The 13036-nt window shown below is 32.6% G+C and carries 14 protein-coding genes; 11 read left to right on the top strand and 3 right to left on the bottom strand.

Translation table 11 applies throughout. From position 1 onward, the window contains the following. The 11 genes from ACP5FO_RS07295 to ACP5FO_RS07245 all read left to right on the top strand — a co-directional run. A partial coding sequence (locus ACP5FO_RS07295; RefSeq protein WP_428157273.1) for a GspE/PulE family protein occupies nt 1-1200 on the top strand: 1200 nt, incomplete at its 5' end. Further along, nucleotides 1197-2390, top strand: a complete 1194-nt coding sequence (locus ACP5FO_RS07290; protein ID WP_428112618.1) for a type II secretion system F family protein — start codon at nt 1197-1199, stop codon at nt 2388-2390. The genes ACP5FO_RS07295 and ACP5FO_RS07290, both read left to right, overlap by 4 nt. Beyond that, nucleotides 2387-3217 (top strand): ExeA family protein, encoded by an 831-nt coding sequence (locus ACP5FO_RS07285; protein ID WP_428157272.1) that lies wholly within the window; start codon nt 2387-2389, stop codon nt 3215-3217. Before ACP5FO_RS07290 ends, ACP5FO_RS07285 begins: the two co-directional genes overlap by 4 nt. After that, nucleotides 3218-4543: a hypothetical protein gene (locus ACP5FO_RS07280; RefSeq protein WP_428157271.1), complete on the top strand. Its 1326-nt coding sequence runs from the start codon at nt 3218-3220 to the stop codon at nt 4541-4543. Continuing rightward, complete coding sequence (locus ACP5FO_RS07275; protein WP_428110686.1) at nt 4530-4913, top strand: hypothetical protein; 384 nt, start codon at nt 4530-4532, stop codon at nt 4911-4913. Before ACP5FO_RS07280 ends, ACP5FO_RS07275 begins: the two co-directional genes overlap by 14 nt. After that, a complete protein-coding gene (locus ACP5FO_RS07270; protein WP_428110687.1) occupies nt 4910-5317 on the top strand; it encodes a hypothetical protein in 408 nt (135 codons plus the stop codon). Before ACP5FO_RS07275 ends, ACP5FO_RS07270 begins: the two co-directional genes overlap by 4 nt. Then, nucleotides 5301-7169: a hypothetical protein gene (locus ACP5FO_RS07265; RefSeq protein WP_428157270.1), complete on the top strand. Its 1869-nt coding sequence runs from the start codon at nt 5301-5303 to the stop codon at nt 7167-7169. The genes ACP5FO_RS07270 and ACP5FO_RS07265 overlap by 17 nt, the downstream gene beginning before the upstream one ends. Next, nucleotides 7162-7989, top strand: coding sequence for a tetratricopeptide repeat protein (locus ACP5FO_RS07260; protein WP_428157269.1), 828 nt, complete (start codon nt 7162-7164; stop codon nt 7987-7989). Before ACP5FO_RS07265 ends, ACP5FO_RS07260 begins: the two co-directional genes overlap by 8 nt. Nucleotides 7990-8058: 69 nt before the next feature. After that, entirely contained in the window at nt 8059-9282 is a 1224-nt protein-coding gene (locus ACP5FO_RS07255; protein ID WP_428110692.1) for an MFS transporter, read from the top strand. Next, on the top strand, nt 9279-10457 hold the full coding sequence (locus tag ACP5FO_RS07250; RefSeq protein ID WP_428157268.1) for a nicotinamide-nucleotide amidohydrolase family protein: 1179 nt from the start codon (nt 9279-9281) through the stop codon (nt 10455-10457). The genes ACP5FO_RS07255 and ACP5FO_RS07250 overlap by 4 nt, the downstream gene beginning before the upstream one ends. A 66-nt stretch (nt 10458-10523) precedes the next feature. Continuing rightward, nucleotides 10524-11072: a DUF805 domain-containing protein gene (locus ACP5FO_RS07245; protein WP_428157267.1), complete on the top strand. Its 549-nt coding sequence runs from the start codon at nt 10524-10526 to the stop codon at nt 11070-11072. Here the strand turns inward: ACP5FO_RS07245 and folD are convergent. The 3 genes from folD to ACP5FO_RS07230 are packed head-to-tail and all read right to left on the bottom strand — an operon-like array spanning nt 11069 to nt 12949. Next, the gene (folD, locus tag ACP5FO_RS07240; protein WP_428110861.1) at nt 11069-11917 is read right to left on the bottom strand and encodes a bifunctional methylenetetrahydrofolate dehydrogenase/methenyltetrahydrofolate cyclohydrolase FolD; all 849 of its coding nucleotides are present in this window, start codon (nt 11915-11917) and stop codon (nt 11069-11071) included. The genes ACP5FO_RS07245 and folD overlap by 4 nt on opposite strands. Nucleotides 11918-11928: 11 nt before the next feature. Continuing rightward, entirely contained in the window at nt 11929-12801 is an 873-nt protein-coding gene (locus ACP5FO_RS07235) for a DNA integrity scanning protein DisA nucleotide-binding domain protein (RefSeq protein WP_428110860.1), read from the bottom strand. Beyond that, complete coding sequence (locus tag ACP5FO_RS07230; RefSeq protein WP_428110859.1) at nt 12770-12949, bottom strand: hypothetical protein; 180 nt, start codon at nt 12947-12949, stop codon at nt 12770-12772. The genes ACP5FO_RS07235 and ACP5FO_RS07230 overlap by 32 nt, the downstream gene beginning before the upstream one ends. Nucleotides 12950-13036 lie beyond the last annotated feature (87 nt).

Here is a 13036-nt window from a genome sequence, read left to right as displayed (position 1 = left end):
GAGCAAGATATAGAGCGTGTAATAAATATGATCAAAGCTAACCCAAATGCAGATATCAACATGGAAGATTTTACACGCTCAATTTTTATTTTAGCAATAAATATGCGCTCAAGCGACATACATATAACGCCTACAGATAAAAGCTTACACATACACTTTCGCATAGACGGCGTAATGCGTCTTGCCTACTCTATGCCACAAACACTTACAAATCGTTTTATATCAAACATAAAAGTAAGATCAGGTATGGATATATCAGAGCAAAGAAAACCGCAAGACGGGCGCATTAGCTTTGAGTTTTTGGGTAAAACTTACGATATGAGGGTTTCGACTGTAAGAACAGTTTATGGTGAAAATGTTGTTATAAGAATATTAGGTGCAAGCTCCAGTTTGTACTCTATGCCTAATTTGGGTTTTGACGATAAAGATCTTGCAAAACTGGAAATAGCATTTTCAAAACCTTATGGTATTATACTGATAAGCGGCCCAACAGGTTCTGGCAAAACTACTACACTTTATGCTGCACTGCGCCGCATAAATGCTTTGGAAAAAAACATAATGACAGTAGAAGACCCAATTGAGTATAAATACCCAATGGCACGCCAGACGCAAGTAAATGAACTTGCAGGGTATGATTTTTCTAGTGCTATAGTATCATTTATGAGACAAGATCCAGATGTAATACTGATTGGCGAGATTAGAGATGCAAAAACAGCCCAAATGGCAATAAGAGCCTCTATGACAGGACACCTGGTATTGTCAACTATTCATGCAAATGATTGCATAGGCATTATTCCAAGACTCAAAGATTTAGGTGCAGATAGCTTTTTGATTGCAAGCTCTGTTGTTGCGCTTGTGTCCCAGAGGCTTGTCAGAAAGCTTTGCCCTTTTTGTAAGCAAGAAGTTGAAACATCGCGTGAAGATATGGAGTTTTTAACCATTGATAAACCAATTAGTATATATAAAAAACATGGTTGTCCAAAATGCAATTTTACAGGATATATAGGGCGTACTGTAGTTTCTCAAATTTTGCTTATAAATGATACAATAAGAAACCTAATAGCGCAAGACGAACCCCTTTATAAAATAGAAAAAGAAGCTTATGAAAGCGGTATGCGCACACTTTTAGATGATGCAAAAAGAAAAGTACTGCAAGGTATTACAGATATTGACGAAGTGTTAAGGGTATTTGGTAGATGAAGTACAAGGTTTGGGTTATTGATAGCGAAGGTAATTTAGCAGTGCGCATATTTATTAGCCCATCTGAAGAAGCTTTATTAACAAGAATAGAAAGGGAAAATTTAACGCCAATAAAATTTAAACCTATAAGGTTTTCTTTTTTTGAGCCAAAAATCAAACGTAAAGAAATTATAGAGTTTTGCAATAATTTGTCTTTAATGTTGGGCGGTGGTATATCGCTGCTTGAAGCATTGGAAGAATTAGCTATAAATACAAAAAATAAGCGTTTTAAACTCATAACAGAAGAAGTGATTTTTGATATTAGAGAAGGCATGAGTTTTTCGGATGCACTAAAACGCCACAAGGTTTTCCCAGAGGTGCTTATACATTTAGTTAGAATTGGAGAAGAAACAGGAACACTTTCGGGTGTTTTAAAAGATGCAGCAGAACATTTACAAAAGATTGATGATATTATATCAAATACAAAAAGGGCTCTAATGTATCCATTGTTTGTTAGCTTTTCTATGTTTGGAGCTGCAGCTTTTTGGATGTTTTATGTTTTGCCTAAATTAACTGCTGTGTTTAGCACAATGGGTTTGAAGTTGCCTTTGCCTACGGTTTTGCTTATAAAAAGTGTGGCTTTTTTGAATCATTATTGGTGGATTTTTCCTTTAGTGTTTGGTATGTTTTTTGTTGGTTTTTTCTTGCTAAAGTTAAGTGAAAAAGGGAAATTTTTTTTAGATTCTGTCATGTACAAAATGCCAATTTTTGGCACACTAATTTTAACAAGCAACCTTGCATTTTTTTTTGAGTATGAAGCATTGCTTTTGCGTGTAGGCGTATCAATTACAAACTCGCTTGATATAATAAAAAAAGCTTTCAAAAATCTTGTATTTAAGTTTGCTTTAGAAAACACCAATAATAGTATAAAAAACGGTATGGGATTAAGTGAATCCTTTAGAAAAAGTAAAATATTTGAACCATTTATTGTGCGTATGATATCAGCTGGTGAAAAAACGGGCGAGATTGACAAACAGATGAGCTATATTGCAAACTCATACTATACAAAAGTTAATCGTATGGTAGAAGTAATGGAAAAAACAATAGAGCCAATAGTATTAACAATTGCTGGTGTATTCTTTTTTATCATTGTGCTAGCTTTAATTGTTCCTGTATATCAGCTTGTATCTAAAATGGGAGCTGTTAGGTGAAGCAAGAAGTGCTTGATTTTTTTAAGTTAAGTGATGATCCATTTAGATTAACGCCTGATTTAGATTTTTACTTTCCAAGCAGATCGCACACGCAGATACTTGATATATTAAAGTATTTTTTTGAGTCAAATGAAGCTTTTGCAGTAGTTGTTGGTGAAGTAGGATGTGGTAAAACCATGCTTATTAGAATGTTGCTTGAAAACATACCTGAAAATTTTGAAACAGCAGTTTTAATATCACCAATTTTGCAGCCAAAAGAGCTGATTTTAGCCATTTTGTACGATTTGGGCGTAAAAACTGATAGCGAGCTTAACCTTGATGTGCTTTTGAGGCAATTTCAAGACTATCTTATACAACTTTCTCAAAATGGGAAAAGATTGGCTATTATTATAGATGAAGCACAGGATCTGCCCAACGAAACACTTGAACAATTGAGATTATTATCAAATATAGAAACAACAAAAAACAAATTAATGCAAATTTTGCTTGTAGGCCAACCAGAACTTAATAATAAACTTTCAAGCTATGCTATGCGCCAGTTGAGGCAACGCATAAGCATTTATGAATCTTTGGATCAATTATCTAAGCAGGAAGCTTTGCATTATATTTTATTTAGATTATCAAAAGTCCAAAAAGGCGATCTGTCTTTCACAAATGTTGCGCTAAAAACTATTGCAAAAAGCTCATTTGGCATACCAAGGCTAATTAATACAATATGTTCAAGGTCGCTTTTTATTGCATATTCACTAAATACAAATAGAATAAATTTTGCTATTGTAAAAGAAGCTTTGCAAAGCTTAAATATAAAACTTAGGTTTGGTTTTTAAATGAAAAAACTACTGTATTGTTCAAAAAAAGGTATAAAAATAGTATCATATAAAAATGGGAAAAAATTTGAGATATTGGATATTAAAGAATCTGATATAGAAACTTTGCCTGAGTTTATTAAACCAAAAGATATAGTTAGCTTAGCATTTGAATCTAATTTGTATGTAGATACAGGTGAATTTATAAGCTTATCAAAGCTTGCAACCTATACTGCAATAAAAAGTGCAGTAGGTAATCTGGGTATTTTTGGTCAGGATTTTGAAATCAGCTACAAAAAAATAAAGCAAGTTGATAAAACAAAAGCGTTATTTTATTATGTAGCAGTAAATAAGGATAGTTTTGATTTTATAGATAGACTTGATTGTACAATTGAACAGTGTGTGCCTGTTGAAATTGCAATTAAAAATTTATTTTGTAATCAATATGCAAATCAGTTGCCTATTTTGGCAATAATCGAAAAAGATGAATTTATCATGACTATTGCCTTTGACAAAGATAGATTGTTAAATGCAAAAAAAATTCATAAAGAAGGTTTTGGCACTGAAACTCAAGAGTTAATTCAGTATATAGAGCAAATTGTATCGCAATACAGTGTAAAAAATATTTACTGCTTAGGTTCAAAAGAATTGATTGACAATTTACAAAATGCAAATATTAAGGTTAGTGCACCAACTTTTAAATTTGATAGCAAGCTTGAATTAAACGATTATATTGAAGTATTGGGTTTGCTTTATAAAAGCGATATTAATTTTCTGACGCTAAAACATAAAGATAGATACGAAATTTTTAAACATAGTAAAATTGCCAATAAAATAGCATTTTTGGTTTTATTTTTGAGTTTTTTGGTATTTATAGCTGGATTTGACAATTATTTTAAGATTACAGCTAAAAAAAACTATCTTGATTCTGAGATCAAGAGTTTTAGGCAAAATTTCAGCAGTTTAAACCTAAACGTTAATGCTACGAATATTCAAAATAGCATAAATCTATATGCGCAATATGAAAAATCTCCAAAATTAAATATTATGCTATCAGATCTTTCTAGCTACAAATTGCCCCATTTGTACTTTGTTGAAGTAAATGTTTCAAACGAAAAGGGAACATCAAGTATTCAAAATGCCACTTCAAATCAAACGATAAATTCAACGCTCACCGTGGATATTAAAGGTTTAGTTTCTGGTAGCCTCGATAAAGCAAAGTCTGAATATAGTATATTTTTAGCTGAAGTTTCAAAGAAATACAAAGTGAAATTGTCAAATTTTTACTATTTTGACGGTAAGTTATTGTTTGATCTAAAGCTTGAGGGCAAAGATGCAACATATTAAAAAAAGTTTGTTAATAGCGTTTATTTCATCAGTTTTCTTGATGAGTGCTATTGTATTTTACAGGTTTACATCAGTTGAACTCGCTTTGCTAAACCAAGCTCAAAATACACTTGCTTCTTACAGTGCCCATCTTGTTTTGTTAAAAGAAAAGAAAAAAGTTTTAGAAAAAGATGAAGCGATCATTAAAAATATTGACACAAAAGTAGTTACTAATTTTAAAGTATCTTTGACAAGCAGTAGTTTTAAGCAGTTAATAAATGAGATTAACAACTTTTATGGCTCTGGAATAGTTGTTGTAAATAATGCTAAAATTCAATCTTCAAACGGTACTCTAAACTGCACCATTGAAGGTTTTAGGTTGGGTTTATGAAAGTCAATCACTTAATTGTATATTTACCTTTTTTGATAATATTAACTAGTTTTGCAATACCCATTAAACACGCTTCATACAATATATCTATGCCAAATAGCTTAAACAGTTTTGAAAATTTAAATATTCAAAATCTTACACCCCAAACCCAAATAAGCATAGAACCAAAAGAAGTATTTCTTTTAAATAAGCATGATCTTGAAAGTGGCAATTACACTACTTTTCAAATGCCAAACCTTACAATTATTTCTAGAGACAAATCAGGTTATTTTTGTTTTTTAGATGGCAAACTTTACAGGGCAAACCAGGGCAGTGATGGTTTTAAAGTATTAAAAATTGGTAGCGATTATGTTATCTTGCAAACACCTATCGGGAGGCAAACACTTTATGTCAAAATACCTTAAGTATATATTTTTGTGTTTCTTGCTTACATCGTGCGCGACAAGCAGGGAAATTTCAAAAAATGATTTCAGCGTTAAATCAGAGATGAAAGATGTAACTATACCCAGACAAAACACTATAGCCTTTACGCCACAGTTTGAAAAAATATCACCCATTCATACTCAATACATTAACCTTATTGTTAAGGATGCGGATTTTAAAGATGTTTATTATACAATTGCAAAGGTGGCAGGTCTTAATCTTGTAATTGACTCAAACCTAGAAAGTATTACTCAAAAGCCAAAAACACAAAATATACAACCGCAAGCCAATTACCAGGCACCTTATAACCCGTATTATAATCAATATCCAAATACAAACCTTAATCCACTATCGAATTCTTCTTACTCGCCTCAATTTGTAGGTCTAAACCCCACTGTGCCACAAAATCCAGATACAGCACAGACTCAACAAAATCCCAATATTGCAAAACCCCAACAAGTTCAACCACCCTACGCTCAAGAAATTCAGCATTCTCAAAACCAACAGCAAATTTACTATGTACCTTTAGTCACTGTATCTTTTAAGCATACACCTATTAAAGAAGCGCTTGATGCATTATCCCAATCTTTAAATTTGGTTTACGAAATAAAAGGCAAAACGCTTTATGTAAAAGAATTTGGCACAAAGATGTTTTATTTAAACTTTATAGCTTCCAAAAAAAAGGCAAACATAAGTGTAGGTGGTGATGTACTTGGTAGCGCAAGCCAATCTGCGACAGCTGCAACAGGGGGTTCGGCTTCAACGCCTTTAACGGGCGAGTTTAAAATAACAGATTCTATTGGTACATCTTCTACAGATATTTATGCACAAATAGAAAATACGCTTAAAGCAATGCTTTCAAAAGAAGGTAAATATTCACTTGATCCTTCCATTGGTCTTTTAGTTGTAAGAGATAAAGAAGAGAATTTAAACTTAATCTCAAAATATATTCAAAATTTAAAATCGCACTATGATTCTCAGGTACTTTTAGAAGTTAAGATCGTTGAGGTAAACTTAAATGATTCTTCAAGCTACGGCATAAATTGGAATGCTTTATTTAGAGCGGCAAATGGTCGCTTTACAGTTCAGCAAAACCTATCTTCTATAACGCAAAACTCTCTAAATGCTCTAACATCAAATGCTAATTATCCACCTGAAATCTATGGTCAGACTTTTCCTTTTAATCCTGGCACTTTTGGAACAGCACCAGGTGTTGCTACAAATAGTGCTTATATGCCCTCAGGTATAGCTGCGACTTTTAATACAAATAATTTCGGCGTATTGCTGGACGCTCTTGCTCAATACGGTAATGTAAAGATTATCTCAAATCCACGCATATTGGTAACAAACGGTCAACCTGCTTTAATCAGTGTGGGGAAAAGTATATCGTATATTCAGTCTGTGCAGGTTACAACTACAACCGTAGCTGGTGGTACATCAACCACACAGCCTACTGTAAACTTAAATAGTGTGTTTGATGGTGTAATGCTGGGTGTAATTCCCTATATTAACAATTCAACAAACACAGTTAATTTAAGCATTACACCTATAAAGAGTACTGTTTTGAGTCTAACGCCAACTACGATAGGTCAAAATTCATATACACTACCGCAGGTAAACCTTGAAGAAGCTACAACACAAATTGCAGCCAAAAGTGATCAGATGATCGTAATAGGTGGTCTTATAAGCAAACAAATAAATAAATCAAATACGCGCATACCTGTACTTGGCGATATACCAATTGTAGGCAATTTGTTTAAGCAAAATAATGAATCTATAAACAATGTTGAACTTGTAATATTAATAAAACCGGTAATTTTAAAAAATGAGTAAACTCTACGAAGCTCTAAAAAGACTTAATAATGAAAATCGCTCTCCTGATTTTCAAAAATTTACCAAAAAACCAGAAAAAAAGAATACAAAATGGTATATTTTATTTTTTGTTTCAATTGCATTAGGCAGCTTGTTTATTTACTTATCTAATGTAATAACAAAAACTCCAAAGTCAACTCACACGCTTAAAATAGCTGCCTTTAACAGCACAAATACAACAAATATGACGAAACTTTCAAATTCTACCCATGCAGTCAATGCAACAAAATCGATTAATCCCTCCAACGCTACCATTTCGCCAAAAAAAGAACAATTGGCAAATATCGCATCAAAGAGCAAAATGTCTCATGATGAAATTTCTAATAAAGCCAGCAACACAAAGCAAAATCAAAATAATGCTCCTGAGGCTTTAAGCTCAACTAACAGGCAAGATCAACTAAAGAATATATTACACTACCAGCAAGAAAAAGGTGAAAAATTGACTAATCTTGCCTTAGATATAAACCAAAGCCTTGAAAACAATGATCTATATAGAGCAAAACTATTGCTTACAGAGTATTTATCTATTCAGGAAGACCCATTTGCATTAAATGATCTTGCTGGTATCTATATTAAAGAAAATAAATATAGGCAGGCAGTAGAGTTATTAAACAAATCCATAAAAAAAGAGCCTTCAGCAGCTGCATATATTAACTTAATATACTGCTATAAAAAACTCAACGAAACAGACAAGCTAAATCACCTTTTGAAAGTATTAAACCCTGCCATTTTCAGCGAATCACAAAAGGCAATAATTAAAAGCATAATTAATTCAAAATAATTCTATTGATAGCTAAACTTTGGTATAATACAAACGTTGCTTAAAACTTGAGAAAAGGGGGCTGATGTTATCTCGCAGTTTTTAGAGACATTTTCTTCTCTAAAATATAAAAATTTCAGAATATTTTGGTTTGGTCAAATTATTTCTTCAATTGGTACCTGGATGCAAATTGTAGGTCAGGCGTGGCTTGTCTTGAAATTAACAAACTCACCTTTTTTGCTGGGTCTTGTAGTTGCTTTTCAGTATTTGCCCATATTGTTTTTTTCTTTATACGCAGGAGATATTGCAGATAGAATAAAAAAACGCTACATTGTAATAGCAACTCAAAGCTCTATGGCGCTTTTGTCTCTAATATTGGCAATACTTACAAGTCTTGATATTGTGACCTACATTGAGGTGTTGATATTAACTACGCTTATGGGTTTTGCCCAAACGTTTGATGTGCCAGCAAGGCAGTCCTTTATGATAGACTTAGTTGGCAAACAGGATTTATCAAATGCCATTGCACTAAACTCTACAATATTCAACCTGGCGCGCATTGTAGGGCCTGCCATTGCGGGCATAATGATCGCAAAGATTGGTATAAAAGCTACATTTTTTGCAAATGCTATAAGTTTTGTACCGCTTGTTGTTGGTTTGTTTTTTATAAATGTTGATGGCAAGTCTTTAAGACAAAGAAGTTCGTTAAAAGATAGTGTAAAAGAACTTCTATCTTATATAAAAACAAATAAAGTATTACTTGATATAATTATTTTGCTAACAATTTTGTCAATATTTGCAATGAATTTTAGTGTACTTGTGCCTCTTTTGGCAAAGTATACACTAAAACAAAATGCTATTGGCTTTGGTATGCTAATGACTTATATGGGTCTTGGTTCATTTTTTGGAGCGATATTTATAGCGTACATCTCAAAAAAAGCGTCTTATCTTAAATTAATGATTATAAACGCTTTTGGATTAAATATTTTTCAAATTTTGATGGCAATATCTAAAAACTATACTCAAGCTAGCATTTCAATATTTGCTGCGGGTTTTAGCTTGATTGCTTATATTATATTATCAAATACTACCATGCAATTGTTATCTACAAATGAATTAAGAGGACGCATCATGAGTATATACTCGCTTGTGTTTTTGGGTGTTACGCCATTTGGGAGTATATTTAGTGGTTTAATTGCAAATTACATTGGCGTAAGGCTTGCAATTTTTAGTGGAGCATTAATTGGTTTTTTTGTGTGTTTATTTTATTTAAAGAGGTTTTTAATTTACGCCACAAAGGAGGTCAACTTATGAAGGTAGGTATTTTAATTACAGGTACAGAGTTTGCAACAGGTACAAAACAAGATACAAACTCGGTTATGTTTGCTAAATTGGCATTTGAGCGGGGTTTTGATGTAGTTTTTATTCATATATGTAAAGACGATGAAACAGAGATTAGGCACAGTGTGCTTTTTGCAATCAATATCTGTGATGTTTTAATCGTAAGTGGTGGGCTTGGTCCGACATTTGATGATGTAACAAGAGAAGCGCTTGCAAGCGCTCTAAATGATAAATTAGTTTATGATGAAGCTTGGTTTAAATATTTGGAGAATGATTATAAAGCCCGCAATGTAGAATTTACTCAAATGCGTAAAAGAATGTCTCAAAGGTTATTAAAATCAAAGCCTCTAGCAAACAAACAAGGCAAAGCGCTGGGTTTCTTGTATGAAAAGGAGGGCAAATTTGTAATAGCACTGCCAGGTATACCTCAAGAATCTAAGTCTATGCTTATTGATGCTTTTGATATTTTGGGTTTTAATAAAAAATTAAGAGAAGTAGTTTTGTTTAGAGTATTTGGTTTGAAAGAAAGCGATGTTAGCAATTTAGTTAAAGATTATAAAGGTGTGTTTATTAATGTTTCAGCTTGCGGTGTAGATGTATATATTCAAGATAACAATGAAGCTGCTAAAATTAAACCTATTTTGAGTAAATACATTTATGCCCAAAATATGACCGAAATGGAAGAAGTAGTTGGAAATCTTTTGAGAGAAAAAAAGTTGACAATAGCCGCAGCTGAATCTTCAACTGGTGGTCTCATTGTGTCAAGATTAGTGAATGTAGCTGGATCATCTGCTTATTGTTTGGGTTCTATTGTTAGTTATTCAAATGAGGTTAAAATGAACATATTGGGTGTAAAAAAACAAACGCTAGATTTATTTGGAGCGGTAAGCGAGCAAACAGCCAAAGAGATGTTACTTGGTGCCAAACGTTTGACAAATGCCGATATTGTATTATGCGATACTGGCATAGCTGGTCCAAGCGGAGGTAGTATAAATAAACCTGTTGGTTTGCATTATATAGGCATTACGGTAAAAGATTCTATTAAAGTTTACAAGGAGATATATCAGGCAGAAAGAAACTATACAAGGATTTACATTTCTCAGTATGCTCTAAATTTAGCAAGACTAGCTCTTTTGGAATATGATTAATTTTTTTCTTTACAATTAAAGCTTAATTGGATACAATGGAACTGATGATTTAGTAGAGCTTATATTATGGACGATCAAGAAAAAGAAGAATTTCAACCACAAGAAGCAAAAAGCATATATAAATCAAAAAATCCACTAAAATTTTGGTGGTTTGTCATAAAGCGCTCTTTAGATTTTAAAACTCGTTCGCCCAGAAAAGAATATTGGATGTTTTATATTGGCAATATAATTGTTTTTATTGCTTTACTTATTTTGCTTACTTTAATTTTGTATGTGTCAAATATTGCTGATTATAAAGAGTTAGTTATGGTATACTCAGTTTTTGTTATAGTCTGGAGGATAGCTTTGTTATTGCCAGGTTTTTCTCTTGTTACAAGAAGGTTCCACGATACAAATAAAAATGCTTGGCTAACTGTTTTGTTTTTTGCGTGCAATTTATTTTTTGGTTATTTGAGCTCTGTTTTAGAAAACGCCAGGTCTCACAACTATAATATCATCATTCTGGTTCTGATCGTAATAATTTGTATCGCTATAGATTTATGGCTTTTTATCGTATTAGGTTTTTTTAAAGGTGCAAGTGGGCCAAATAAATACGGTGCAAATCCTTTAGATTAAATAAAATGATTTTGTTGTTTGGCCAAAAATACAGTATTTTCTATTAGCACAGCTATAGTCATAGGCCCAACACCACCTGGCACTGGTGTTATATGGCTAGCAATTTTTGATACATTTTCAAAATCAACATCGCCTACGATTTTATCATTAATTTTAGTTATACCTACATCCACTACAACTGCACCTTCTTTTACCATATCTTGAGTAATTAAATGGGCTTTGCCTGTAGCGCTTATTATGATATCTGCATTTTTTGTTTTATCTTTGAGATTTTTTGTATATATGTGACAGATTTGTACAGTGGCATCTTCATTCAAAAGCATATAAGACATGGGTTTACCTGTAATATTGCCAGTGCCTATTACGCATACATCTTTGCCTTTTAATTCTATATTATACTCTTCAAATAACTTCATTACGCCATATGGTGTACATGGATAAATAAATGGTTTACCTCGCAATAATCTTCCCATATTGTATGGGTGAAATCCATCTACATCTTTTTTAGGATCAATTGCTTCTATTACACGTTCTTCGTTAATTTTTGAAGGTAGAGGTAATTGTACTAAAATTGCATTAACCAGAGGATTTTTGTTCAACATATCTATTACATAAAGTAAATCTTTTTCATTTACTTCTTCAGGCATTCTATGATTTATAGAGTATATTCCTACTTCTTCACAAGCCTTCGTTTTCATATTAACGTATACCTGGCTTGCCGGATTATTACCCACAAGAATAACAGCCAAACCTGGTATAATACCTTTAGATTTTAACTGATCTATTTCAGTTTTTGCCTGAGATTTGATTTTATTTGCCAGTGATTTTCCGTCTAATATTACCATTTTATAGACCTTTAAATTGCCTTTTCGATTTGAGTTATAAGTTTTCCATTTTTAAAAACGCTAACGTCTCCTGTCGATTCTGATACAACTATGCTCATTGCATTTGATACACTGGTGATAGCAGCAGCAGCCATGTGTCTTGAACCCAAACCTTTGGGTAGATCTGTAGTGTCAGCAGAAGCTGCAATGTGAGCCCCAGCCGACTCTAATGTACCATCCCCGCTTATTAAAAATGCACCGTCTAAAACACTATATTCTTTTATTGTATCGTCAAGGTTAGATAACATTATGTTTCTTTCGTTAGGATCGTAGCCTTTAAAAGGATTAAAAATCATTTGCTTTATATAGGGTTTTATATTATCAATATCACCTAAAACAAACAGTGCTCCAACAGATTTTCCTTCTCTGCCCTGGTTTGCAAGCTCAAGAGCAATGCGCAAGATTTTTTCAAATACCTCAGGCCTTATAATTTCGCCAAAATCAATATTTTCTCTAAAAAGTAAAAGTTCTTTTTCCTTTTCTATTTCTAAGTAAATCATGCTATCTATGTTGTTTAAACCAGTTAGGGCTATAAGTCTTGAATCTTTGGACAAGATATTTGCAGCAAGAGCCATAACTATAGCCACTTTAAGCTTGTTAGTCCTGGTGAAGTTAATATTTGGCACAGTGATGCTAGGTATATTTTTGAGATCTTCAATTTTTTCATGGTTTTCGTCTTCAATTTCTGCACGCTTAAATACAATTATTTTTTTTATATCTTTTTTTAAAAAATCATCAATATTAAACTTTTTTAAATCACTTAAATAGACAAGCAAATGAATATCTTTATCCGATTCAACTATACTTAAAGAGCTATTTAGTATCTGTTCGCTTATTGGCATCATTGGTTCCCTTCTTATCTGTATTATTTTCGTTTTCTTTTTTCAAAAACGCAATATCTAATGTAAAATCAGGGCAATACCTGCTTTCTATAACTTCCTTTTTCGCACAAAATTCTCTCCACGCACAAATAAGACAACTTTTATTTTCCATACTACCATGCACCTGCAATAAATAAAAGCTACATATACATCAGTGCTTTATTAATAGCATCTAGATAAGCTTTGGCGCTTGCTTCTA

Source organism: Desulfurella sp., from assembly GCF_049977265.1.
In the GTDB taxonomy this organism is placed as follows: domain Bacteria; phylum Campylobacterota_A; class Desulfurellia; order Desulfurellales; family Desulfurellaceae; genus Desulfurella.
Note: the sequence above shows the minus strand (reverse complement) of the source record. Positions and strands in the feature narration are given on the sequence as shown.